At 65.1% G+C, this 23376-nt stretch carries 23 protein-coding genes; 12 read left to right on the top strand and 11 right to left on the bottom strand.

Going from position 1 to position 23376, the window contains the following annotated elements; genetic code table 11:
• Window positions 1-3: 3 nt before the first annotated feature.
• From XH83_RS08585 to XH83_RS08595, 3 genes are read right to left on the bottom strand one after another with little or no spacing between them, the layout of a single operon-like run.
• Window positions 4-2820 (bottom strand): DUF4159 domain-containing protein, encoded by a 2817-nt coding sequence (locus tag XH83_RS08585; RefSeq protein ID WP_194406579.1) that lies wholly within the window; start codon window positions 2818-2820, stop codon window positions 4-6.
• A complete protein-coding gene (locus XH83_RS08590) occupies window positions 2817-3761 on the bottom strand; it encodes a DUF58 domain-containing protein (protein ID WP_194406580.1) in 945 nt (314 codons plus the stop codon). The genes XH83_RS08585 and XH83_RS08590 overlap by 4 nt, the downstream gene beginning before the upstream one ends.
• Entirely contained in the window at window positions 3761-4759 is a 999-nt protein-coding gene (locus tag XH83_RS08595) for a MoxR family ATPase (RefSeq protein ID WP_194406581.1), read from the bottom strand. Before XH83_RS08595 ends, XH83_RS08590 begins: the two co-directional genes overlap by 1 nt.
• A gap of 273 nt (window positions 4760-5032) precedes the next feature.
• Between XH83_RS08595 and XH83_RS08600 the strand changes: the two genes are divergently transcribed.
• From XH83_RS08600 to XH83_RS08620, 5 genes are read left to right on the top strand one after another with little or no spacing between them, the layout of a single operon-like run.
• Window positions 5033-5644 carry a DUF1285 domain-containing protein gene (locus XH83_RS08600; protein ID WP_194406582.1) on the top strand — a complete coding sequence of 204 codons (612 nt, stop codon included), beginning with the start codon at window positions 5033-5035 and terminating at the stop codon, window positions 5642-5644.
• The gene (locus XH83_RS08605) at window positions 5641-6312 is read left to right on the top strand and encodes a CoA pyrophosphatase (protein WP_194406583.1); all 672 of its coding nucleotides are present in this window, start codon (window positions 5641-5643) and stop codon (window positions 6310-6312) included. The genes XH83_RS08600 and XH83_RS08605 overlap by 4 nt, the downstream gene beginning before the upstream one ends.
• Window positions 6309-6572 carry a DUF6111 family protein gene (locus XH83_RS08610; RefSeq protein WP_194406584.1) on the top strand — a complete coding sequence of 88 codons (264 nt, stop codon included), beginning with the start codon at window positions 6309-6311 and terminating at the stop codon, window positions 6570-6572. Before XH83_RS08605 ends, XH83_RS08610 begins: the two co-directional genes overlap by 4 nt.
• 10 nt (window positions 6573-6582) lie before the next feature.
• Window positions 6583-7851 carry a CCA tRNA nucleotidyltransferase gene (locus tag XH83_RS08615; protein WP_194406585.1) on the top strand — a complete coding sequence of 423 codons (1269 nt, stop codon included), beginning with the start codon at window positions 6583-6585 and terminating at the stop codon, window positions 7849-7851.
• Entirely contained in the window at window positions 7848-8618 is a 771-nt protein-coding gene (locus tag XH83_RS08620; RefSeq protein ID WP_194406586.1) for a sulfite exporter TauE/SafE family protein, read from the top strand. Before XH83_RS08615 ends, XH83_RS08620 begins: the two co-directional genes overlap by 4 nt.
• Window positions 8619-8813: 195 nt before the next feature.
• Here the strand turns inward: XH83_RS08620 and XH83_RS08625 are convergent, their stop codons facing one another.
• Window positions 8814-10166: a transposase gene (locus XH83_RS08625; RefSeq protein ID WP_194403708.1), complete on the bottom strand. Its 1353-nt coding sequence runs from the start codon at window positions 10164-10166 to the stop codon at window positions 8814-8816.
• Between the two features lie 141 nt (window positions 10167-10307).
• On the opposite strand from XH83_RS08625, the gene XH83_RS08630 reads away from it, so the two are divergent.
• Complete coding sequence (locus tag XH83_RS08630; protein WP_194406587.1) at window positions 10308-10652, top strand: hypothetical protein; 345 nt, start codon at window positions 10308-10310, stop codon at window positions 10650-10652.
• A gap of 137 nt (window positions 10653-10789) precedes the next feature.
• Window positions 10790-12142, top strand: a complete 1353-nt coding sequence (locus XH83_RS08635) for a transposase (protein ID WP_194403708.1) — start codon at window positions 10790-10792, stop codon at window positions 12140-12142.
• A 195-nt stretch (window positions 12143-12337) separates the two neighbouring features.
• Here XH83_RS08635 and XH83_RS08640 read toward each other — a convergent pair whose 3' ends face one another.
• The 7 genes from XH83_RS08640 to XH83_RS08670 form a co-directional block, all read right to left on the bottom strand.
• On the bottom strand, window positions 12338-12541 hold the full coding sequence (locus tag XH83_RS08640; RefSeq protein WP_194406588.1) for a YodC family protein: 204 nt from the start codon (window positions 12539-12541) through the stop codon (window positions 12338-12340).
• Window positions 12542-12663: 122 nt separating this feature from the next.
• Window positions 12664-13125: an acetyltransferase gene (locus XH83_RS08645; protein WP_194406589.1), complete on the bottom strand. Its 462-nt coding sequence runs from the start codon at window positions 13123-13125 to the stop codon at window positions 12664-12666.
• A 7-nt stretch (window positions 13126-13132) separates the two neighbouring features.
• Window positions 13133-13597 (bottom strand): GNAT family N-acetyltransferase, encoded by a 465-nt coding sequence (locus XH83_RS08650; protein WP_194406590.1) that lies wholly within the window; start codon window positions 13595-13597, stop codon window positions 13133-13135.
• 296 nt (window positions 13598-13893) lie between these two features.
• Window positions 13894-14652 carry an HAD family hydrolase gene (locus XH83_RS08655; RefSeq protein ID WP_194406591.1) on the bottom strand — a complete coding sequence of 253 codons (759 nt, stop codon included), beginning with the start codon at window positions 14650-14652 and terminating at the stop codon, window positions 13894-13896.
• On the bottom strand, window positions 14643-15530 hold the full coding sequence (gene hemF / locus XH83_RS08660) for an oxygen-dependent coproporphyrinogen oxidase (RefSeq protein WP_194406592.1): 888 nt from the start codon (window positions 15528-15530) through the stop codon (window positions 14643-14645). Before hemF ends, XH83_RS08655 begins: the two co-directional genes overlap by 10 nt.
• Window positions 15531-15549: 19 nt before the next feature.
• Entirely contained in the window at window positions 15550-16182 is a 633-nt protein-coding gene (gene queE / locus XH83_RS08665) for a 7-carboxy-7-deazaguanine synthase (RefSeq protein ID WP_194406593.1), read from the bottom strand.
• Window positions 16183-16200: 18 nt separating this feature from the next.
• On the bottom strand, window positions 16201-16659 hold the full coding sequence (locus tag XH83_RS08670; RefSeq protein WP_194406594.1) for a tRNA (cytidine(34)-2'-O)-methyltransferase: 459 nt from the start codon (window positions 16657-16659) through the stop codon (window positions 16201-16203).
• A gap of 278 nt (window positions 16660-16937) precedes the next feature.
• On the opposite strand from XH83_RS08670, the gene petA reads away from it, so the two are divergent.
• From petA to XH83_RS08695, 5 genes are all read left to right on the top strand, one after another.
• On the top strand, window positions 16938-17468 hold the full coding sequence (gene petA / locus XH83_RS08675) for a ubiquinol-cytochrome c reductase iron-sulfur subunit (RefSeq protein ID WP_194406595.1): 531 nt from the start codon (window positions 16938-16940) through the stop codon (window positions 17466-17468).
• A gap of 62 nt (window positions 17469-17530) precedes the next feature.
• Window positions 17531-19603, top strand: a complete 2073-nt coding sequence (gene fbcH / locus XH83_RS08680) for a cytochrome b/c1 (RefSeq protein ID WP_194406596.1) — start codon at window positions 17531-17533, stop codon at window positions 19601-19603.
• 186 nt (window positions 19604-19789) lie between these two features.
• Window positions 19790-20464: a dienelactone hydrolase family protein gene (locus XH83_RS08685; RefSeq protein ID WP_194406597.1), complete on the top strand. Its 675-nt coding sequence runs from the start codon at window positions 19790-19792 to the stop codon at window positions 20462-20464.
• Window position 20465: 1 nt separating this feature from the next.
• On the top strand, window positions 20466-20930 hold the full coding sequence (locus XH83_RS08690) for a GNAT family N-acetyltransferase (protein WP_194406598.1): 465 nt from the start codon (window positions 20466-20468) through the stop codon (window positions 20928-20930).
• 273 nt (window positions 20931-21203) lie between these two features.
• A complete protein-coding gene (locus XH83_RS08695) occupies window positions 21204-23369 on the top strand; it encodes an anthranilate synthase component I (RefSeq protein WP_194406599.1) in 2166 nt (721 codons plus the stop codon).
• Window positions 23370-23376: the final 7 nt, after the last annotated feature.

The raw sequence follows: 23376 nt of genomic DNA on the forward strand, positions 1-23376 counted from the left end.
ATCCTATTGCCCCAGCCGTTCGATCAGCGCCGGTGCATGCACCTGGTCAGCCTTGTAATTGCCGGTCAGCGTGTACATCACGATGTTGGCGCCGGCGCGGTAGGCGAATTCGCGCTGGCGGGTGTCGCCGCCGGTCACCGGCAGCATGGCCTGGCCGTCGGGCCGCACGGCCCAGGCGCCGGCGAGATCGTTCGAGGTGATGATGATCGGCGAGACGCCGTCGCCGCCGCGCGCCGGCCGCTGCGCGCTGTCCTCGTCCTCGTCGCGCGGCAGGGTCTCGACCCAGGTCTGGCCGGTGACGAAGCGGCCGGGGAAGTCGCGCAGCAGATAGAAGGTCTTGGTCAGCACGTGCTCGCGCGGCACCGGCTCGAGCTCGGGCACGTCGAGCGAGGACAGGATCTGGCGCAGCGTCTGCATGGCCGGCGTCTGCGCGGCGCCGTTCGCGCCGGGCGGGGCTTCGATCGCGTCGCGGGTGTCGAACAGCACGGTGCCGCCCTGCTTCATGTAGGCGTCGATCTTGTTGATGGCGTCCTGCGGCGGCTTGGGCGCGCCCGGCACGATCGGCCAGTAGATCAGCGGGAAGAAGGCGAGCTCGTCGCGCGCGGGATCGACCCCGACGGGGTCGCCGGCCTCGAGCGCGGTGCGCTGCGCCAGGAACAGCGTCAGCCCGTTCAGCCCCGCTTTGACGATGGAATCGACGTCGGCATTGCCTGTCACGACATAGGCGAGGCGGGTCTGCGCCGTCGCTCGCATCGCGAAATCGTCGGTGGCATCGTCGGCGCGAGATGGCGCCGGGACGAGCGATGCGAACAGCAGGCCAAGGACAAAGCCAAGCACGATCATGGCGGGCGCGGCGCGGCGGCGCAGCAGCGCGGCGATCCCGCCGCCGAGCACCGCGACGATGATGGCGTCGATCAGGAACAGCGCGAGCGCGGTCGACAGCAGCCAGCCGCGCAGGTCCTGCGGCTCGGCGTTGGTGTAGGTGGCGTGCCGGGCGCGCAGGCTCGCGGTGTTGAGGGCCGCGATGCGGTCGGCGCTGGCAAGCGTGTTCACGGCGAGCGGTCCTTCGGCCGGGCCATAGAAGCCCGGCGGATGATCTGACGTGGCGCGGTCGCGATAGTCCGCGGGCAGGGGTTTTGCGGTCGCCGGCGGCGGGCCGAAGGCGCCGAAGCCGTCGAGGATGTGCAGCGGCGCCACCGTCTCGGTGGTCGCTTCGCTGGCGACGCCTGCGCCGGGCTTGGACGTGTAGCCGGACATGTCGACCACCCGGCGCAGCATTTCGACGAAGGTGCCCGACATCGGCAGGTCCGACCAGCGCATGTCGGCGCTGACGTGGAACAGGCTGACCAGCCCCTTGCCGCGATGCTCGCCGGTGACGAGCGGCGTGCCGTCTTCCAGCGAGGCCCAGCTCTTGGTGGCGAGCACCGCGTCGGGCTCGGCCAGCACCTGGCGGCTCACGGTGACGTCCCTGGGGACCATCACGCCGGCAAACGGGCCGTCGGCGGCGAAGGTCGCAAGATGCTGCGGCTTCTCCCAGGTCAGGCTGCCGCCGAGCGTGCGGCCGCCCTTGCGCAGCTTGACCGGCACCAGATCGTCCTCGGCCTGCGCGAGGCGGGGACCTGCGAACCGCACCAGGACGCCGCCCTGGTCGATCCAGGCGTTGAGCCGCTCGCGCAGCTCAGGGGCGATGGTGCCGACATCGGCGAGGATGATCATCGGCAGCTTCTGGTCCAGAAACTGCGTGATGCCCTGCTGCGGCGAGCCCTTGTCCGCGAGCCTGACATCGGCGAACGGCGCCAGCGCGCGGGTGAGATAGAAGGTCGGCGCCAGCAGCGGCTGCGCGGTCTCGCTGGTCGCGCCCGAGACGATGCCGATGGCGCGGCGGCGCCAGCGCTTGTCGAGCAGCTGCACCGCGCCGGCGGAGCGCTCGCCCGAGATCTCGAGCCGTGTGATGTCGTTGCGCAGCTCGACCGGCAGGTCGAACGCCGCGTCGGTCTCCTTGTCCTGCGGGCCGAACGAGAAGCGCGCCTCGCCGATCGGCGAGGCCTTCTGGTCCAGCGCGCGCACGGTGCCGATCACGATGCCGCTGTCGGTGCGCAGCACTTTCACCGTCATCCGTGCGGCGGCGTTCTCGGCCGCGACCAGCGCCAGCGGCGAGGAGGTGCCGCCTTCGAAGATGGTCAGGCTGCGCTCGCCGACGGTCTTGCCGAGCCCGGTCACGAACTCCTCGCCGCGGCCGGTGTCGACGCCGTCCGACAGCCAGGCGATCTCGCAATCGCCGGTCGCCTTCAGGAAGCGGTCGATCGCCGCGAGCGTGTCGACGCGGTCGATGGAATAGGCCTTTGGCGCGAGCTGGCGCAGCGCGACGCGCGCGGCACCCGCCGGCATCAGGGTGATGTCGCGGTTCGGCTCGGACAGCGGCACCAGCGCGATGGCGCGGCGGTCGTTGTCGGCATTGGCGATCAGCTCGTCGGCGGCCCTGACCCTGACGTCCCAGTGCGATGCGGCGCTCCAGCCGTCGTCGAACATGATCATCAGCGGCGCCTTGCTGCCGGCGAGGCCGGTCTGCGGATTCCAGATCGGGCCTGCGGCCGCGAAGATCACCAGCGCAGCCGCAAGCAGACGCAGCGCGGTCAGCCACCATGGCGTCCGCGACGGCGTCTCTTCCCGCGGGGCGATGTCGAACAACAGGCGCGTCGGCGGAAACTCGATGCGGCGCGGCCGGGGCGGCATCACACGCAGCAGCCACCACAGCACCGGGAGGCTGACGAGGCCGATCAGCAGCAGCGGTTCGGTGAAGGCGAGCGGCAGTCCCGTCATGCGGCAGGCCCCGCCTTGATGGTCGTGGCGCGGGCGCCCGACTTGCTCACCTGCATGCCGGCATGCAGGAACAGCAAGAGTTCAGCAGCGGAGCGGTCGGTGGCGTGCGTGGTGAACAGCCAGTCGAGCTTGCCCGTCTCGGCGCGGATCTGGTCGCGGTGCAGCGCGAGCCGCGTGGTGTAGTCCTGCGCCCAGCTCTCGGCGCGGCCGGCGGTGATCACGCCGAAGCCTTCGGGCTCGACGAACTCGACGCGGCCGGAATAGGGGAACGATTCTTCGGCGGGATCGACGATTTGCACCAGCGTGCCGTGCGCGCCCGAGCCGGAGAGTCCGGCGAGCGTCGTCCTGATCTCGGAGATCGGCGACCAGAAATCCGACAGCACGATCGTCTCGGCGAGCGCGGCAGGCACGAAGGACGGCGGCAGGCTGAGACGATCGGCATCGTCATGCAGCATCGCCTGCGCCATCTTGTCGATCACGCTGCGGCTCGCGGTCGGCGCCATCAGCCCGGGAATGCCGACGCGTTCGCCGCCGGAGACCAGGAGCTCGGCCAGCGCGAAGGCGACGATCAGCGTCCGCTCGAGCTTGGACTCGCGCGCGGTCTTCGAGGCGAACGCCATTGAGGGCGAGCGGTCGGGCCAGATCCACACAGTGTGCGAGGCTTCCCATTCGAGCTCGCGGACATAGAGATGGTCGTCCCGCGCCGAGCGCCGCCAATCGACGTTCTGCGCCGGCTCGCCGGAGACGAAGCGGCGATACTGCCAGAAATTCTCGCCGGAGCCAGCGCGGCGCCGGCCGTGCAGGCCGTGGATGACGTTGGCGGCGATACGGCGGGCTTCGAGCACCAGGCGTGGCAAGGACGCGGCGAGCGTGCGGCTTTCGCCATCGGCACGTCGGATCGCGATGATCTCCTTCGCCGTGTGCCCGTTCTCCGCTGCCATCAACCGATCCGTGTCTTGAGCTGCTTGATCACGTCCGGAATCGTGCGGCCCTCGGCGCGCGCCTGGAACGTCAGGGCCATGCGGTGCTTCAGCACGGGCTCGGCGAGGTCGAGCACGTCGTCGACCGAGGGCGCGAGGCGCCCGTCGATCAGCGCACGCGCGCGCACGGCCAGCATCAAGGATTGGCTGGCGCGCGGGCCGGGGCCCCAGGCGATGAACTTGCCGGCTTCGCCGCTCTCCGCGCCCGGACGGGCCGAACGCACCAGCGACAGGATCGCCTCCACGACGGAATCGCCGACCGGCAGGCGCCGGATCAGCCGCTGCGCGGTGATCAGCGCGTCCGCGGTCATCGATCCCTTCGCCAGCGTTTCCTCGGCGCCGGTGGTCTCGAACAGGATGCGGCGTTCGGCGTCGCGATCGGGATAGTCGACGTCGATCTCCATCAGGAAGCGGTCGAGCTGCGCTTCGGGCAGCGGATAGGTGCCTTCCTGCTCCAGCGGGTTCTGCGTCGCGAGCACGTGGAACGGCTTCGGCAGATCGTGGCGCGCGCCGGCGACGGTGATGTGCTGCTCCTGCATGGCCTGCAGCAGCGCAGACTGCGTGCGCGGTGAGGCGCGGTTGATCTCGTCCGCCATCAGCAGCTGCGCGAACACCGGACCCGAAATGAAGCGGAAGGCGCGCTTGCCCGCGGTGCTCTCGTCCAGCACTTCGGCGCCGAGAATGTCGGACGGCATCAGGTCCGGCGTGAACTGGATGCGCTTGGCATCGAGGCCGAGCGTCACGCCGAGCGTCTCGACCAGCTTGGTCTTGGCAAGGCCGGGCACGCCGATCAGCAGCGCATGGCCGCCGGAGAGGATGGTGACCAGCGTGTTTTCGATCACGCGATCCTGCCCGAAGATGACGGACGCGATCGCTTCCTTCGCGGCGCGAATCTGGCCCGACACCTGCTCGGCCGAACGGACGATCCCGTCCTCGAGTTTCTCGACACTCTCCGCCATCCGTTCGCTCCTTCAGCCCGCCATGCGGCTTGCCTAGGCCGTCATGTCATCGCATCACGTCAGATCATCACGTTAGATCATGGGCCCCATGCTAGACTTGCAGGAAGGCCATGTATTCGTTGAATTAACCTATCCCCACCTTATCGGCTTCGGGTTATGTACGGCATCACGAAGTGGCGACCTCCCACACCGGGCTCATCCGGGGTGGAACCGTGCACCCGAGTACAACGTAGACCTGCACCAAACGTGCCAAGGACAAAGTCAGGGCAAACCATGGCGAACCAAGGGCAGAGCGCCAATCACGGTCTCGAAGGGCTAACGGCCGCTGCCAAAAACGCTGCCAATACCGAAGGCGCCAAAAAGGGCCTGCCGCCGGTGCATCTGTGGAATCCGCCGTTTTGCGGCGATCTCGACATCCGAATCGCCTCCGATGGTACTTGGTTCTACTTGGGCACGCCAATCGGACGTCCCGCTTTGGTGCGGCTGTTCTCGACCATCCTCAAGCGCGAGGGCGACAAGCATTTCCTGGTCACGCCGGTGGAGAAGGTCGGCATCCGCGTCGACGATGCGCCGTTCATGGCGGTCGAGATGCTGACGCATGGCGAGGGCCGCCAGCGGGTGCTGAGCTTCCGCACCAATGTCGACGACTGGGTCACCTGCGATGCCGCGCACCGGCTGCGCTTCGAGCAGGCGGCGGACGGCGGGCTGACGCCCTATTTGCATGTCCGCGCCGATCTCTGGGCCAAGGTCACGCGGGCGCTCTATTACGATCTGGTTGACATGGGCGAGGAGCGGATGGTCGATGGCCAGCCGATGTTCGGCGTCGAATCATCCGGCGAATTCTTCGCCATGGCCGATGCGGAGCAGGTGAGGGCCGCGCTTTGAACAAGCCAATCCTGAAGAAAGATCCAGTCGCGATTGGCGCGGCGGATTTCTTCGCCCGCTCGAAGGCGAAGCTGGGCTTCGACGTGCCGGCCGGCCTCTACGATCCCAACATCATTCCCGCCTCGGGCGATCCCGGCACCGACAAGATGCTGGAGATCGTCGCGCGCGAGCAGCCGGTGCGGCCCGCGGCGGTCCTGATCGCCGTGGTCGATCATCCGGAGCCGACCATCCTGTTGACGCAGCGCTCGGCCCATCTCAACGACCATGCCGGCCAGATCGCCTTTCCCGGCGGCAAGATCGACGCGACCGATTCCTCGCCGCTGGACGCGGCGCTCCGCGAGGCCGAGGAGGAGGTCGGGCTGTCCAGGGATTTCGTCGAGCCGCTCGGCTATCTCGATCTCTATGGCACCGCGTTCGGCTTCCGCATCCTACCGACGGTCGCCAGGGTGCGGCCCGGCTTTTCGCTCAGCATCAACCATTCGGAGGTTGATGACGCCTTCGAGGTGCCGCTATCCTTCCTGATGAACCCCGTGAACCATCAGGTGCACAGCAAGGAATTCCGCGGCATGGAGCGGTTCTACTACGCCATGCCGTTCGCGGAACGCTACATCTGGGGAGCGACGGCCGGAATGCTGCGTGTGCTGTATGAGCGGATCTATTCGTCATGATCCGGCCGGTTCTGACCGAGATCGGAATCTTCCTCATTCCCTTTGCCGTCTATGCGCTGTTCCTGGCCGCAACGCGCTCCGGCCTGTTCGCGCGCTCGTCCTGGCCGGTCACCGTCGTGGCGCGCCTCGTCCTGGCAGCGCTCGTGCTCGTCATCGCGGGGTTGATCGGCTTCGCGCATTTCTCCGGCGCCGCCCCGGATTCGACCTATATTCCCGCCCATATCGAGAACGGCAGGCTGGTGCCTGGCGTGGAAAGATAGGGGCGGCACGATGAGCCAGGAGCCCCTGGTTGCGCCGATACTCGCCGATGCGCCCTGGCTGATCTCGGGCGGGACCGCGCGTGTCCTGCGATTGCTCAATGCCGACGGCGAGGAGGCGCGGGTGGTCGGCGGCGCCGTGCGCAATGCGCTGCTCGGCCTTTTGCCCGGCGACATCGACATCGCCACCACGGCGCGGCCGGAGGAGGTGATGCGGCGCGCCAAGGCCGCCGGCATCAAGAGCGTGCCGACCGGCATCGATCACGGCACCGTCACGCTGGTCATCGACAGCCACCCCTACGAAGTCACGACGCTGCGCGAGGACACCGAGACCTTCGGCCGCAAGGCCAAGGTCGCGTTCGGCCGCGACTGGGTGAAGGACGCCGAGCGGCGCGACTTCACCATGAACGGCCTGTCGGTCGATGCGAGGGGCGTCGTCTACGACCATGTCGGCGGCATCGCGGATGCCAGAGCGCGCCGCGTGCGCTTCATCGGCGATCCCGACCAGCGCATCGCCGAGGACTATTTGCGCATCCTGCGCTTCTTCCGCATCCACGCCGCGTTCGGCGCGGGCGAGCCCGACCGCGACGGCACGCTCGCCTGCATCCGCGGGCGCGACGGCCTCGCCAGCCTCTCGGCCGAGCGGGTGCGTATGGAAATGCTGAAGCTCTTGGTGGCATCGGGCGCCGCGGCCGCCGCGCTGGCCATGGCCGAGGGCGGCTTGCTGCAGGCGCTGGTCGGCGGCGTCGTCTACACCGGGCCGCTGGCGACGATGATCGCGATCGAGCGCGAGCTCTGCCTCGCCGCGAGCAGCACGCGGCGCCTCGCCGCGCTGACCGTCGCCGTGACCGAGGATGCCAAGCGCGTCGCCACGCGCTTGCGGCTGTCCAATGCCGAGACCAAGGCGCTGGATTCGATGGGCCACCGCTGGTGGCGCCTCGCCACCAAGGACGATGCCAATGCCCGGCGGCTGCTCTACCGGCTCGGGCCTGAGCGCTATCACGATCGCGTGTTGCTCGGCTGGGCGAGGAACGGCGGCGATGTCACCTCGATGCGCTGGCGCGCGCTCGCCGAGCTGCCGCAGCGCTGGACTGCGCCGAAATTTCCGCTGAAAGCCGCCGATTTCCTCGCGCGCGGATTGTCCGAAGGACCCGCGCTCGGGCATGTGTTGACGCTCGCCGAGGACGCTTGGCTTGCGGCGGATTTTCCACTAGATGATGCCGCGCTCGCTTCCATCGCCGATCAAGCTGCGGCCCGCATCAGCCGCGACGAGAGAACGTGACCATCGTCTCAGCCTTCGCCGACATCTCGATCTTTCAGCTCTTGCTGGTCGCGTTGATGGCGTTGTTTGCTTCGGTCATCGGTGGTCTCGCCGGCTATGGCACCGGCGCCCTGATGCCGCTGGTGCTGGTGCCGCTGGTCGGCGCCGAGCCCGTGGTGCCGATCATCGCGATCTCCGCCATCTTCACCAATTGCAGCCGCGCGATTGCCTATCTACGCTACGCCGACCGCCGCCGCGCAGCTATCGTGCTCGCCTGCGCCGCACTGACGACGGCGCTCGGCGCCTATGGCTACACGCGGCTGACCAATGCGGGCGCAGCTCTCGTGATTGGCACCATGCTGATCCTGAGCGTGCCGCTGCGCCGGGTGCTTCGCCGCCGCGAGGTCAAGATCTCCGACAGCGGTCTTGCCGCCGGCTCGGTCGGCTATGGCGTTCTCGTCGGCGGCACCTCGGGCTCAGGCGTGATCCTGCTCTCGCTCCTGATGGCCGCGGGCCTCGAGGGCGCCGCCGTGATCGCGACCGACGCGATGATCTCGCTCGGCACCGGCCTCATCAAGGTTTCCGTGTTCGGCCTCGCCGGCGCCGTCACCGCGCAGGTGCTGGCCTTAGCCCTCCTGATCGGCGCGATCGCGATCCCCGGCGCGTTCCTGGCAAAGGCATTCGTGGAGCGGATGCCCGTGCATATCCACACGGTGATCCTGGATGTCGCGGTGATCACCGGCGGGCTGGTGATGATCTCGGCGGCGGCGCGGCAGCTCTTGGCGTAGCTTGCCTGGGCCCGATCGGGCATTCGCGGCTTTCCGCGATCCGGGTCGTTATCATAACGTCGGCTGCCGAGGGCCAATCGGAAGTCGCTGAACTCGATTGTCCGCGGCAGCTTTTGACCGATTCCGTTGAAAAAGGCGGGCAGTATTTCCTTGTAATGGCTCGGTCGCGATGTGGCCGAACTGCTCTACCGATCGCTATGCGAGCCTCGGGGTGGACATCGGGATCAGCTTGGCCATCTTTCTTAGGTTCTGGGCGGTGGCCGCCAGGATGAACTCGTCATGCGCACCGTTTGGACCTCGTAAGCGTAGACGGTCGAGTTTGAGGATGCGCTTGAGGTGCGCGAACAGCATCTCGATCTTCTTGCGGAGCCGACGCGAGGTGCGGCCCTCCCATGATCTTGCGATCTGGCGCGCCATGTCGCGAGCGCCCTCGTAGATCGAGCGTGGCACCCTCCGTGATGGCTGCTTGGGGCAGCATCGGGACTTCAATGCGCAGCGATCACAATCGTGCTTGCTGGCAAGGTAAAGCATGGTGGCGCCATCATTCACCAGCGTTCCGGTCGTGGTAAGAACTTTGCCGCCGGGGCAACGATAAACGTCCCCGGCGTGGTCATAGGTGAAGTCGTCGCGCGAGAAGATCCCGTCTGTGCGAGCCGACTTGTCGAAGACTGTAACGTGCGGCTCGATGCCATGCTCATAGACCAGCCAGGCGAGCATCTCGGCCGAGCCATAGCCGCTGTCGCCGAGGAGCCGGCTCGGATAGAGATCAAACCGCTCCAGCGAGCGCTCAATCATGCGCTTGGCAGCCAATACCTCCGCCTGCCGGATTGCCGTCGTCGCCTCAACATCGACGATGATCGCGTTCTCGATGTCGATCAGGTAGTTCGTCGAGTAGGCAAAGAAGGCTTGGCCGCCGTGCGCTCCCGTCCAGCGCGCCGCTGGGTCGGAGGGCGACACGAACTTCGGGGTCACTTCGGTGGCTGCTCCGAACGCGGCATCATCGAGGACAGCCAGATACTCGTCGATCGCTCGGCCGGCAGCCTCCGGTGGAAGTCCCTTGTCGCCTTCGATCCCCTTCTGCCGATTGGCATCGGCCTTGATCAGGCTCGCATCGACGGCGAATCCTTCACCACCGACCAGCCGCTCCTCGATACAGCGACGCAAAACGCTCTCGAACACGCACCGGAAGAGGTCGCTCTGTCGGAAGCGGCCATGCCTGTTCTTGGAGAACGTCGAGTGATCAGGTACTGCGCCATCTAGACCAAGCCGGCAGAACCATCGGTAGGCCAAGTTAAGGTGGACCTCATCGCACAGGCGCCGCTCCGATCGAATGCCGAAGCAGTAACCGATCAGCAGCATCCGGATCATCAGCTCGGGATCGATCGAAGGTCGACCGATACTACTGTAGAAAGGCGCCAGGTCCTGTCTGACCTCTTCAAGGTCGACAAATCTATCGATCGACCGGAGCAAGTGGTCGGCCGGGATATGCCTTTCCAGCGAGAACTCATAGAACAACGCGGCCTGCTCGACTTGCCGATGTCCCATCATGATCTTCAGTCCTGCCAATTAGACTGACTGAATCATTGATCCCTCTGCGTCGCAACCGCCGCCTTTTTCAACAGAATCGACCCATTGCAGACGTCGGTCTCCGCTGTCATTTTCCTCGAAGGGACGGGAAGGATTAGACGGATGTCACCGCAACGGCTCCACGACAAATACAAGTCTCGCATCTTGCAGCAACATGAAAGTAGTCAAGACGCGGACTTGATAAGCCTCATGGCGGCCAATGGCCTACGCGGCACGGTTTTTCACGTGCTAAAAACCATTACAGAACAATACGAAGACATATACACCGTGCTTATCGATGACCGGTCGGTTGTTACTTTTGAGATTCCGCGCACTGCTGGGGCGCTGACCGTCAAAGAACTCAGTGTTTTCTCTCTTAGCCAATATCGTGACGAACTAGGCCAAGGGAAGAGCCGCATGCGCTTGGACCGAGCGGCGGAAGATGCACGGAAACTCCTTATCAAATGAGTAAGGTGACGCAATTAGTTGGCGGCCCCGTTCCAGATCGCGAACGTCCGCTGTTGGCCGATTCTGTTGAAAAAGGCGGCGGTTGCGACGCAGAGGGATCAATGATTCAGTCAGTCTAATTGGCAGGACTGAAGATCATGATGGGACATCGGCAAGTCGAGCAGGCCGCGTTGTTCTATGAGTTCTCGCTGGAAAGGCATATCCCGGCCGACCACTTGCTCCGGTCGATCGATAGATTTGTCGACCTTGAAGAGGTCAGACAGGACCTGGCGCCTTTCTACAGTAGTATCGGTCGACCTTCGATCGATCCCGAGCTGATGATCCGGATGCTGCTGATCGGTTACTGCTTCGGCATTCGATCGGAGCGGCGCCTGTGCGATGAGGTCCACCTTAACTTGGCCTACCGATGGTTCTGCCGGCTTGGTCTAGATGGCGCAGTACCTGATCACTCGACGTTCTCCAAGAACAGGCATGGCCGCTTCCGACAGAGCGACCTCTTCCGGTGCGTGTTCGAGAGCGTTTTGCGTCGCTGTATCGAGGAGCGGCTGGTCGGTGGTGAAGGATTCGCCGTCGATGCGAGCCTGATCAAGGCCGATGCCAATCGGCAGAAGGGGATCGAAGGCGACAAGGGACTTCCACCGGAGGCTGCCGGCCGAGCGATCGACGAGTATCTGGCTGTCCTCGATGATGCCGCGTTCGGAGCAGCCACCGAAGTGACCCCGAAGTTCGTGTCGCCCTCCGACCCAGCGGCGCGCTGGACGGGAGCGCACGGCGGCCAAGCCTTCTTTGCCTACTCGACGAACTACCTGATCGACATCGAGAACGCGATCATCGTCGATGTTGAGGCGACGACGGCAATCCGGCAGGCGGAGGTATTGGCTGCCAAGCGCATGATTGAGCGCTCGCTGGAGCGGTTTGATCTCTATCCGAGCCGGCTCCTCGGCGACAGCGGCTATGGCTCGGCCGAGATGCTCGCCTGGCTGGTCTATGAGCATGGCATCGAGCCGCACGTTACAGTCTTCGACAAGTCGGCTCGCACAGACGGGATCTTCTCGCGCGACGACTTCACCTATGACCACGCCGGGGACGTTTATCGTTGCCCCGGCGGCAAAGTTCTTACCACGACCGGAACGCTGGTGAATGATGGCGCCACCATGCTTTACCTTGCCAGCAAGCACGATTGTGATCGCTGCGCATTGAAGTCCCGATGCTGCCCCAAGCAGCCATCACGGAGGGTGCCACGCTCGATCTACGAGGGCGCTCGCGACATGGCGCGCCAGATCGCAAGATCATGGGAGGGCCGCACCTCGCGTCGGCTCCGCAAGAAGATCGAGATGCTGTTCGCGCACCTCAAGCGCATCCTCAAACTCGACCGTCTACGCTTACGAGGTCCAAACGGTGCGCATGACGAGTTCATCCTGGCGGCCACCGCCCAGAACCTAAGAAAGATGGCCAAGCTGATCCCGATGTCCACCCCGAGGCTCGCATAGCGATCGGTAGAGCAGTTCGGCCACATCGCGACCGAGCCATTACAAGGAAATACTGCCCGCCTTTTTCAACGGAATCGGCCCTTCTGCGACATTCAGCGATGTCCGCCGTTGCGCCATGATGGGCAGAGAAGCGGACATCGGACGCACTGGGACCGGGGCAGGCCGGGCTGACCGGAATGCGATCTTAGGCGGTGCTTACTCCTCGTCCTCGTCTTCGTCCTCGTCGTCCTCTTCCTCGATTTCCACGCGGTCGAGCACAGCCAGCGGCAGCGTCTCGCGGAACAGATCGCCTTCCATGCCCATCCAGAGGCAGAGCACCTCGTCCTGCTTCACGTCCGCAACCGTCAGCGGCTGGCCGCCGGATTTCAGCATCACGACATCGCCGGCTTTCAAGTCCATCGCGTGTTCCTTTCGCGTGATCGATCCGGAAGGCAAGCTAGCAAGCGGAGATGACAGGCCGATCACGGCCGGCCGAGGCGGGAATTCCGCCGACGCAGAGGTGGAGAGCAGGGCGACGCAAATCAGGGGAGATCGCGAGGCAAACTCCGCCGTAGTCGCAGCAGCGGATAAGGCCGCCCATCACGATCGGTTTGCTTCGATTCTACGACGCGAAAACCCATCGCGTCGTAGAATGTGACGGCCTGGGTGTTTTGGGCATTCACCTCGACCTCGAGGTTCTCGCCACGAGAGGCCGCCTCGGCCACGAACCGCCGTCCCAGTCCCTGACGGCGAAACGCCGGCGCGATGTAGAGCGCGTCGATCTCCGTTCCTTCCATCCTCATGAATCCGATCACCCGATCGTCCTCGTCGACCGCAACGGTGAAGTCGCGATGCGGAAGATAGTCTCGCCGGACCTGAATGCAGATGTCCGCGAAATCGGATTCGCTGAGGAAGTCGTGGGTGGCCAGCACGGCAGCACGCCACACCTCGTATATCGCTTCGATGTCGTCAGGCCGCGACGCCCGCAGTCGCCAACCAGCCATGATGAAGCTAGTCGTTCGTCAGCCGCAGAAGATGCGGCACGGCCTCGGTGTCGACGGTGGCGCCGAGGCGCTCATAGAATCGCATGGCCGACGCGTTGTGCTTCCAGACATCCCAGCCGAGCCTCGTGACGCCGTAATCGGAGCCCCACTCCTTGGCCTTCATCATCAGCGCTCTGCCGATGCCCTTCCCGCGCGCATCGGCGTGTACCGCAATGTCGCTGATGTAGAGCGCGGCCTGAGCGCTATAGAGCTCGTGCGTCAGGATCCACGCGATCATGCCGACGACGCGATCTCCAAGCAGCGCGACGAAAAGGTGCACGGGCGCATGCTCGCGCGCATAGAAGGCGACATAGCGGTCCAGCGTCAGAGGCGGCGGCGGCTCTTCGATATGAGCCGCCAGTGCGTCCGCAAGAGCGCGAACGGCGGCATAGTCGCTCGCCTCGGCTTTTCGGATGTTCAATTCTCCACTCACGATGCCGTGCCTCCCGTTGGCGCTGAAACGCGCCCGCGGGGTCATCTACGTGCAAGCTCGGCAGGTCGTTACGTCAGCAGGCGAAGAAATTTTGGCGGCTGCTGCCGTTCGAGGCCGGCAGATGACTGCAACTCGCGCCAAAATCTCCCCGCCGCAAGTTTCGACGATGGCATCATACCCCTGTTTTGCCCGACGGATCAGAAGGCCTTTTTTGGAGAATCCGTAACCCTTTGATTCTGCTAGGGCCGTCTACTGTGCATGGGGTTGTTTTCGCATTTTTTGTTTGGAGCCCCTGCTCAGGAGCGGCCCGGCACCAGCTCGGTCAGCGAACGGATGATGCGGTCGGGCTTGACGGTCGAGCCTTCGGGCAGGCCGTCACCATGCACGTCGATCCAGATCGAATAGATGCCGAGCCGCTGCGGCGTCACGACTTCCCATTCCAGATTGTCGCCGATCATCCAGGTGTCCTCAGGCGTGACGCCGAGCGCCTCCATAGCGTGCAGATAGGCGCGCTCCTCGGGCTTGCCGAAGCCGTGCTCGCCCTCGATCTGGATGTGGTCGAACCGATGCGTCAGCTCGAACCGCTCGACCTTGGCGCGCTGCATCTCGGCGGCGCCGTTGGTGACGAGCGCGAGCTTGACGCCGCTGGCCCTGAACGCGTCGATCGCATCATGGGCGCCGGGGAAGACGAAGATCGCTTCCTCGCGGTAGGTGGTGAAACGGTCGGCGATGCGATCGGCGAGATCGTCGGGCAAGGCGCGATGGCCGCTTGCGGCGAGCGCGGCAAAGCCGCCGCGCACCGTGAGCCGCCGCGCCTCGCCGAGCTTCATCCGCCATGCGGCTTCCGCGTTCGCCCAGAAGTTTCGCGCGAAGGCGAGCACCGCGGCCGCGACCTGCGGCGGCGGCAGCGGCGCGAGCTCCTCGGCAAACTCGTTCGCGATCGTGTTCCAGGCGATCTCGGGCCGGCCATAGGCGGACAGGATGGTGTCGTCCATGTCGATCAGCATGGCGCGGGGCAGCGGCTTCAAGGCGGGCTTCATCGTCGTCACGGCCATTTCACCTCGGGCGGCATCGACGACAGGATCGACTCGACATTGCCGCCGGTCTTGAGCCCGAAGATGGTGCCGCGATCATAGAGCAGGTTGAACTCGACATAGCGGCCGCGCCGGATCAATTGCTCCTCGCGGTCGGCGGCGGTCCAGGCGCTTTCGAAATTGCGCCTGACGATCTCGGGATAGACCTTCAGGAAGGCGCGGCCGACGTCCCCGGTGAAGGCGAGGTCGGCGTCCCAGTCGCCGCTGTCGTGCCAGTCGTAGAAGATGCCGCCGATGCCGCGCGCCTCCTTGCGGTGCGGCAGGTAGAAATATTCGTCGCACCATTTCTTGTACTTGTCGTAGTCGGCAACGCTGCCGTGCTGGTTGCACGCCTCTTTCATCGCGGCGTGGAAGGCGATGGTGTCGGCGTCGTCCTGCGTGCGCCTGCGGTCGAGCACCGGCGTGAGATCGGCGCCGCCGCCGAACCAGGCCTTGGTGGTGACGACGAAGCGCGTGTTCATGTGCACGGCGGGCACGTTCGGATTGCGCATATGCGCGATCAGCGAGATGCCCGAGGCCCAGAATTTCGGATCGTCCGCGGCGCCGGGAATTTGAGCCCGAAACTCGGGGGCGAACTCGCCGTGCACCGTCGAGCAGTGCACGCCGACCTTCTCGAACAGCCGGCCATGCATCATCGACATCACCCCGCCACCTCCGGCCGCGCCGGTATGGTCGGTGCGCTGCCAGGGCGTGCGCTTGAAGCGGCCGGCCTCGCCCGGATAAAGGCTTGGCGGCGCGTCGTCCTCGAGCCGCTCGAAGCTCGCGCAGATGTCGTCGCGCAAGGCTTCGAACCAGGTGCGGGCGCGGGTCTTGCGGTCTTCGATCGTCGAACTGTCCATCTGCATTCCCGGTCGCGTTCTATCTGATGCCGAGCGACTTATGCGTCTGCACGCTGAGCCGCCATTGCGGGTGGTGCAGGCAGTAGTCGATCGCGCGCGCGGTGTTCTCGATGACCTCGGGGCCGTCCATCGGCTGCAGCGAGAAGCGCTCGAAGGCGAGGTGCTCGAAGGCTTCAGGGGCGGCGAGGGCCTGCGGATAGACCAGCTTCAGCTCGTGGCCCTGGCGCAGCACCAGCTCGCTGCCGCCCTTGGGGCTGACGCAGATCCAGTCGAGGCCATCGGGCGCTTCGATGGTGCCGTTGGTCTCCACCCCGATTTCGAAGCCACGGGCGTGGAGCGCCTCGATCAATGCGGCATCGACCTGGAGCAGGGGCTCGCCGCCGGTGAGCACGACATAGCGGTTGGCTGTGGAGGCGCGCCATTGTGCGGCGATGGTATCGGCGAGCTCGGCAGCCGAGGCGTAGCGGCCGCCGAGGGTGCCGTCGGTCCCGACGAAATCCGTGTCGCAGAACTTGCAGGTGGCCTCGAGCCGATCCGCCTCGCGCCCGCTCCAGAGGTTGCAGCCGGCAAAGCGGCAGAACACGGAGGCGCGCCCGGCATGGGCGCCTTCGCCTTGCAAGGTCAGGAAGATTTCCTTGACCGCGTAACTCAATCGTCTCTCCTCAAACCTTCAAACTTGCGGGTTCCGGATCTGCCGCAGCGCCTCGCCTGCGGCCATCGCCGCGGTCATGGCCACATTGAGCGACCGCAGCCCGGCTTTGATCGGGATCACCAGCCGCGCATCCGCGGCCTCGACCACCGCGTCGGTGACGCCGGCGCTCTCGCGCCCGAATAGCAGGATGTCCGACGTCTGGTAACGGAAATCGCGATAGTCGGTGGCGGCCTTGGTGGTGAACAGCAGCAGGCGGTGGCCATGCGCGGCGCGCCAGTCCTCGAATTTCAGCCAGGAGTCGTGCCTGACGATGCTGACATGGCCGAGGTAATCCATTCCCGCCCGGCGGAACGCGCGGTCGGAGACCGGGAACCCCGCCGGTTCGATGATATGGGCGTCCAGTCCGAGGCAGGCGCAGAGCCTGAGAATCGTGCCGGTGTTCTGTGGGATGTCGGGCTGGAAAAGCGCTATCTGCATCGGGGGTGGCGGGTTGGTTGCGGGTCGGAAATGTCTCAATAAAACATCGCATGGCCGGGAATTCGTGCATGGCACGCCCCCGCGCCGATAGCGGGCTTGCGCTCGCCCGGCAAGGGTGCCAATAGAACGATTCTGGACTGCTGTTTCGCCTGTTTAGAGGCGAATAAGCGAAGTTCTGCCGCCGCGGGGGGCCGCGGGCGCCGGCAGCCTTTCCGGGGACCTCATGGGCGCCTCCTGGAGCGGTTCCGCCGGCTGCGTAAGAAGAAAGGGTTGGAATCGTGACGACAGCGTCTTCGGCGGACCATCCGACACGCCGTGATTTCTTATTCGTTGCAACGGGGGCAGCTGCCGCAGTAGGGGGCGCAGCCGCGCTCTGGCCCTTCATCTCGCAAATGAATCCTGACGCCTCGACCATCGCCGCCGGTGCGCCGATCGAGGTCGATCTCAGCCCGGTCGCCGAAGGGCAGGACATCAAGGTGTTCTGGCGCGGCAAGCCGATCTACATCAGCCACCGCACCAAGAAGCAGATCGACGAGGCGCGCGCCGTCAACGTGGCGAGCCTGCCCGATCCGCAGACCGACGAGGCCCGGGTCAAGTCCGGCCACGAGCAATGGCTGGTCGTGATCGGCATCTGCACCCATCTCGGCTGCATCCCGATCGCTCATGAAGGCAGCTACGACGGGTTCTTCTGCCCCTGCCATGGTTCGCAGTACGATTCGTCCGGCCGCATCCGCCAGGGGCCCGCGCCCGCGAACCTGCCGGTGCCGCCGTACACGTTCGTTTCCGACACCAAAATCCAGATCGGCTGAGCTTCGGACGCACGTCCGAAGCTTCGCGCCGTCTCGTCGTTTTATTTCCTCAGGATCGCATCATGAGCGGACCATCCGACTACCAGCCGAGCAATCCGGCCCTGCAATGGATCGAGCGGCGCCTGCCGATCTTCGGCCTCATGCATTCCTCGTTCGTCGCCTATCCCACCCCGCGTAACCTGAACTATTGGTGGACCTTCGGCGCCATCCTCTCCTTCATGCTGGGGATGCAGATCCTGACCGGCGTGATCCTGGCGATGCACTATACGCCGCATGCCGATCTCGCCTTCAAGTCGGTCGAGCTGATCGTCCGCGACGTGAACTACGGCTGGCTGCTGCGCAACATGCACGCCTGCGGCGCGTCGATGTTCTTCTTCGCGGTCTACGTCCACATGCTGCGCGGTCTCTATTACGGCTCCTACAAGGAGCCGCGCGAGGTGCTGTGGATCCTCGGCGTCATCATCTACCTCCTGATGATGGCGACGGGCTTCATGGGCTACGTGCTGCCCTGGGGCCAGATGAGCTTCTGGGGCGCCACCGTCATCACCAATCTGTTCTCCGCCATTCCCTATTTCGGCGAGAGCATCGTGACGCTGCTGTGGGGCGGCTATTCGGTCGGCAACCCGACGCTGAACCGCTTCTTCTCGCTGCATTACCTGCTGCCGTTCCTGATCGCGGGCGTCGTTGTGCTCCACGTCTGGGCGCTGCACGTCGCCGGCCAGAACAATCCTGACGGCGTCGAGCCGAAGACGGAAAAGGACACGGTGCCGTTCACGCCGCACGCGACCATCAAGGACATGTTCGGCGTCGCCTGCTTCATGCTGCTCTACGCCTGGTTCATCTTCTACATGCCGAACTATCTCGGCGACGCCGACAACTACATTCCGGCGAACCCGGGCGTGACGCCGCCGCACATCGTGCCGGAATGGTATTACCTGCCGTTCTACGCGATCCTCCGCTCGATCCCGAACAAGCTGGCGGGCGTCGTCGCGATGTTCGGCGCGATCATCATCCTGTGCTTCCTGCCCTGGCTGGACGCCGCGAAGACCAAGTCGTCGAAGTATCGTCCGCTGGCCAAGCAGTTCTTCTGGATCTTCGTCGTGGTCTGCATCCTGCTCGGCTATCTCGGCGCACAGCCGCCGGAAGGCATCTACGTCGTTGCCGGCCGCGTTCTGACGGTCTGCTACTTCGCCTACTTCCTGATCGTGCTGCCGCTGCTCTCGCGCATCGAGAAGCCGCGGCCCGTGCCGAACTCGATCTCCGATGCGGTTCTGGCCAAGACCGGCAGCCGATCGACGCCGATGGTGTCGACCGCGATCATGCTGGCACTGGCGGGTTCGCTGTTCGCGGGCTCGGTCGACAGCGCGAAGGCGTCTGAAGGCAGCGACACGCCTCCCGGCAACAAATGGTCGTTCTCCGGCCCTTTCGGTAAGTTCGACCGCGGCGCGCTGCAGCGCGGCCTGAAGGTCTACAAGGAGGTCTGCGCCAGCTGCCACGGGCTGTCCTATGTCTCCTTCCGCAACCTCGCCGAGCCCGGTGGGCCCGGCTATTCGGTGGCGCAGGCGGCAGCCTTCGCGTCCGAATACAAGGTCAAGGACGGTCCGAACGATGCGGGCGACATGTTCGAGCGCGCAGGGCGGCCGGCGGATTATTTCCCCTCGCCGTTCCCGAACGAGCAGGCCGCACGTGCCGCGAACGGCGGCGCGGCGCCGCCCGACCTGTCGCTGATCACCAAGGCGCGCTCCTATAAGCGCGGTTTCCCCTGGTTCATCGTCGACTTCTTCAGCCAGTACCAGGAGCAGGGTCCGGACTACGTCTCGGCGGTGCTGCAGGGCTTTGACGATCACGTCCCCGAGGGCGTCACCATTCCGGAGGGCTCGTACTACAACAAGTACTTCCCGGGCCACGCCATCAAGATGCCGAAGCCGCTCAGCGACGGCCAGGTGACCTATGACGACGGCTCGCCGACCACGGTGGCGCAGTATTCCAAGGACGTCACCACGTTCCTGATGTGGACCGCCGAGCCGCACATGGAAGCGCGCAAGCGCCTCGGTTTCCAGGTCTTCATCTTCCTGATCCTGTTCGCGGGCCTGATGTACTTCACCAAGAAGAAGGTCTGGGCCAGCTCGCACTGAGCAGCGCGCGCGAAACGAGAGATGAGAAGCCCCCGCAAGGGGGCTTTTTTTCTGAGCTCAGCTCTCGGTCATTCCGGGTTCGCACTGTCGTGCGCCCCGAAATGACGAGAGTGTGGATTGCGCCTCGCGGTCCCAGCCGCCAAAATGCACGTCAATCGCTCTGCCAGAAACTCATCGGAGGACACCATGGGAACCGCCATCACCTTCAAGCGCCCGGATGGCAAGGACGCCTCGGGCTATCTCGCCAATGCCGCGCGCGGCAACGCGCCGGGCGTGGTCGTGATCCAGGAATGGTGGGGCCTGTCGGACCAGATCAAGGGCCTGTGCGACCGCTTTGCGCTGGCCGGCTTCGATGCGCTGGCGCCCGATCTCTACAAGGGCAAGGTGGTGCCGTATCACGACACGGACAGCGCCAACAAGGAGATGAACTCCCTCGACTTCATGGACGCCACCACGCAGACGGTGCGCGGCGCCGCGCAATATCTGGCGCGCAACGGCGCCAAGGTCGGGCTGACAGGCTTCTGCCTCGGCGGCGCCGTGACCATCATCGGTTCGGTGCACGTGCCTGAACTCGCTGCCGGCGTCGTGTTCTACGGCATCCCACCGGAGCAGGCGGCCAAACCCGCCGACGTCAAGATCCCGCTGCAGGCTCATTTCGCCAACAAGGACGATTGGTGCACGCCGGAGCTGGTCAGCGGCTTCGAAAAGGCCATGAAGTCCGCCGGCAAGTCGCTCGAGCTGTTCCGCTATGACGCCGAGCACGCCTTCGTCAACGAGCAGCGCCAGGCCGTACACGACCGCGAAGCTGCTGAACTCGCCTGGGGCCGGGCGACGGAGTTTTTCAGGAAGCATCTGGGGTAGCATGACGGGCAGCCCGAACCTCAGCTTCCGGCCGCTCGAAACGCACGATCTCAAGGCGATCAGTCTCGTGCACTACCGCGCCTGCCTGATCGCCTATCAATTCATGAACTGGTCGTATTCGCTGCAGGAGGTCGAGGCCTGGTATTCGCCTAAATTCGCCGAATGGAGCTGGACACTCGCAGCATTCGAGGCGGACGCCATGGCGGGTTTCATTGCGCTGGAGGGCCGGCATGTCGATCAGCTCTTCGTCGATCCATCGTGTCACCGGCGCGGCGCCGGTTCGGCGCTGCTGGAGCGAGCGATCGCGAGTGCGCATGCGAGTGCTCATGGCCGGTTCACGCTCAATGTATTCGAGCAGAATTTCGCTGCGCGTGCGTTCTACGAGAAACACGGCTTTCGCGAGCGCGATCGATGGATGAACGAGGAAGAAGGCGCCATCGACCTGCTATATGTCCGCGAGGGCTGAACAACCGTCAGGCTGTTTTCACGCTTTCAAGCCTCGAAAGAGGGCCCGGACGGGCAGGGGCGTGGTTCCGTCTCTTGACATGGCCTCTCTCGGATGGTGAGTATCCGCCCATGAGCACGGCCGTCCGCCCAGCCCGTCTTTGGTGGCGCACCTCCTAAGAGGTGGCCGGTGCGATTTATTCTCCCAAAATCGTCTGAGGTCGCCTGCACAGTGCGGCGGCCTTCTCGTTTGTCCTGTGTGGCGTTCCCTCGGCAAGTTTCGTAAGAGGACGACATGAACAGGACAGTCTTTGCCCTCCCGGCCCGAAGCGATTACTTGACCCGCGCAGGTCTCGCGATCACGCGCGTGGCCGAGCAGTTCACGGGCGGCGCCAACCGGCTCGACGATCTCATCAACCTGCTCGACCGCCGCCGCGGCGTAGTGCTGTCCTCGGGCACCACCGTGCCCGGCCGCTACGAGAGTTTTGACCTCGGCTTCTCCGATCCGCCGCTCAAGCTCGAGACCACTGGCGTCGATTTCAAGCTGGAAGCGCTGAATGGGCGCGGCCAGGTGCTGATCGCCTTCCTCGCCGATGTCCTGCGCGAGCCCTGCGTCGTGATTTCCGAGAAGAGCGCGACGCATCTTGCCGGCCACATCGTCCGCGGCGACGCGCCGGTCGAAGAGGACCAGCGCACCCGCCGCGCCAGCGTGATGTCGCTGGTGCGCGACATCATCGCAGCCTTCTCCGCCAATGACGACGGGCTGCTCGGCCTGTTCGGCGCCTTCGCCTACGACCTCGTGTTCCAGATCGAGGATCTCGAGCAGAAGCGCGCACGCGAGGCCGACCAGCGCGACATCGTGCTCTACGTGCCCGATCGCCTGCTGGCCTATGACCGCGCCACCGGCCGCGGCGTCGTGCTCGCTTACGACTTCGCCTGGAAGGGCAAGTCGACCGCAGGCCTGCCGCGCGAGACCGCCGAAAGCCCTTATTTGAAGACGCCGCGCCAGGGCTTCGCCGATCACGCGCCCGGCGAATATCAGGCGACCGTCGAGACCGCGCGCGCCGCCTTTGCGCGCGGCGATCTCTTTGAAGCGGTGCCGGGACAGCTGTTCGCCGAGCCTTGCGACCGCTCGCCGGCCGAAGTCTTCCAGCGCCTCTGCGTCATCAACCCGTCTCCTTACGGCGCGCTGATGAATCTCGGCGAGGGCGAGTTTCTCGTCTCGGCTTCACCGGAAATGTTCGTGCGCTCGGACGGCCGCCGGGTCGAGACCTGCCCGATCTCGGGCACCATCGCGCGCGGCACGGATTCGATCGGCGATGCCGAGCAGATCCGCAAGCTTCTGAACTCGGAGAAGGACGAGTTCGAGCTCAACATGTGCACCGACGTCGACCGCAACGACAAGGCGCGGGTCTGCGTCCCCGGCACCATCAAGGTGCTGGCGCGGCGCCAGATCGAGACCTACTCAAAACTGTTTCATACCGTCGATCACGTCGAGGGCATGCTGCGCCCCGGCTTCGACGCGCTCGATGCCTTCCTCACCCATGCCTGGGCGGTCACCGTGACAGGCGCGCCGAAGCTGTGGGCGATGCAGTTCGTCGAGGATCACGAGCGCTCGCCGCGGCGCTGGTATGCCGGCGCCATTGGAGCTGTGAATTTCGACGGCAGCATCAACACCGGCCTCACCATCCGCACCATCCGCATGAAGGATGGTCTTGCTGAAGTGCGCGTCGGTGCGACCTGCCTGTTTGATTCAGACCCCGCCGCAGAAGACCGCGAATGCCAGGTCAAGGCCGCAGCCCTATTCCAGGCCCTGCGCGGCGATCCGCCGAAGCCGCTGTCGACCTTCGCACCGGATGCGACCGGCTCGGGCAAGCGGGTGCTGCTGATCGACCACGACGACAGCTTCGTGCACATGCTCGCCGATTATTTCCGCCAGGTCGGCGCCGAAGTCACCGTGGTCCGCCATGTGCACGCGCTCGACATGCTCAAGCAGAAGACTTGGGATTTGCTGGTGCTGTCGCCGGGGCCCGGGCGTCCTGAGGATTTCGCGATCAAGAAGACGATTGATGCGGCGCTCGAGAAGAAGCTGCCGGTGTTCGGCGTCTGCTTGGGCGTGCAGGCGATCGGAGAATATTTCGGCGGCGAGCTCGGCCAGCTCACCCATCCCGCCCACGGCCGCCCCTCACGGGTGCAGGTGCGCGGCGGGCGCTTGATGCGCAATCTGCCGAACGAGATCGTCATCGGCCGCTATCACTCGCTCTTCGTCGAGCGCGACAGCATGCCGGAGGTGCTCGATGTCACCGCCAGCACCGAGGACGGCGTCGCCATGGCGCTGGAGCACAAGACCCTGCCGGTCGCCGGCGTCCAATTCCACCCGGAATCGCTGATGTCGCTCGGCAACGAGGTGGGACTACGTATTGTTGAAAACGCGTTCCGGCTGGATGCGCGTGTCGATTGAGAGGCAC

Origin of the sequence: Bradyrhizobium sp. CCBAU 53351 (assembly GCF_015291745.1) — a bacterium.
Classification (GTDB): Bacteria; Pseudomonadota; Alphaproteobacteria; order Rhizobiales; family Xanthobacteraceae; genus Bradyrhizobium.

Excerpts from the sequence above, each read along its gene's own strand:
- XH83_RS08585 (WP_194406579.1), bottom strand. The coding sequence starts at position 2,820 with ATGACGGGACTGCCGCTCGCCTTCACCGAACCGCTGCTGCTGATCGGC.
- XH83_RS08590 (WP_194406580.1), bottom strand. The coding sequence starts at position 3,761 with ATGGCAGCGGAGAACGGGCACACGGCGAAGGAGATCATCGCGATCCGA.
- XH83_RS08595 (WP_194406581.1), bottom strand. The coding sequence starts at position 4,759 with ATGGCGGAGAGTGTCGAGAAACTCGAGGACGGGATCGTCCGTTCGGCC.
- XH83_RS08600 (WP_194406582.1), top strand. The coding sequence starts at position 5,033 with ATGGCGAACCAAGGGCAGAGCGCCAATCACGGTCTCGAAGGGCTAACG.
- XH83_RS08610 (WP_194406584.1), top strand. The coding sequence starts at position 6,309 with ATGATCCGGCCGGTTCTGACCGAGATCGGAATCTTCCTCATTCCCTTT.
- XH83_RS08615 (WP_194406585.1), top strand. The coding sequence starts at position 6,583 with ATGAGCCAGGAGCCCCTGGTTGCGCCGATACTCGCCGATGCGCCCTGG.
- XH83_RS08625 (WP_194403708.1), bottom strand. The coding sequence starts at position 10,166 with ATGATGGGACATCGGCAAGTCGAGCAGGCCGCGTTGTTCTATGAGTTC.
- XH83_RS08630 (WP_194406587.1), top strand. The coding sequence starts at position 10,308 with ATGTCACCGCAACGGCTCCACGACAAATACAAGTCTCGCATCTTGCAG.
- XH83_RS08635 (WP_194403708.1), top strand. The coding sequence starts at position 10,790 with ATGATGGGACATCGGCAAGTCGAGCAGGCCGCGTTGTTCTATGAGTTC.
- XH83_RS08640 (WP_194406588.1), bottom strand. The coding sequence starts at position 12,541 with ATGGACTTGAAAGCCGGCGATGTCGTGATGCTGAAATCCGGCGGCCAG.
- XH83_RS08645 (WP_194406589.1), bottom strand. The coding sequence starts at position 13,125 with ATGGCTGGTTGGCGACTGCGGGCGTCGCGGCCTGACGACATCGAAGCG.
- XH83_RS08655 (WP_194406591.1), bottom strand. The coding sequence starts at position 14,652 with ATGGCCGTGACGACGATGAAGCCCGCCTTGAAGCCGCTGCCCCGCGCC.
- hemF (WP_194406592.1), bottom strand. The coding sequence starts at position 15,530 with ATGGACAGTTCGACGATCGAAGACCGCAAGACCCGCGCCCGCACCTGG.
- XH83_RS08670 (WP_194406594.1), bottom strand. The coding sequence starts at position 16,659 with ATGCAGATAGCGCTTTTCCAGCCCGACATCCCACAGAACACCGGCACG.
- fbcH (WP_194406596.1), top strand. The coding sequence starts at position 17,531 with ATGAGCGGACCATCCGACTACCAGCCGAGCAATCCGGCCCTGCAATGG.
- XH83_RS08685 (WP_194406597.1), top strand. The coding sequence starts at position 19,790 with ATGGGAACCGCCATCACCTTCAAGCGCCCGGATGGCAAGGACGCCTCG.
- XH83_RS08690 (WP_194406598.1), top strand. The coding sequence starts at position 20,466 with ATGACGGGCAGCCCGAACCTCAGCTTCCGGCCGCTCGAAACGCACGAT.
- XH83_RS08695 (WP_194406599.1), top strand. The coding sequence starts at position 21,204 with ATGAACAGGACAGTCTTTGCCCTCCCGGCCCGAAGCGATTACTTGACC.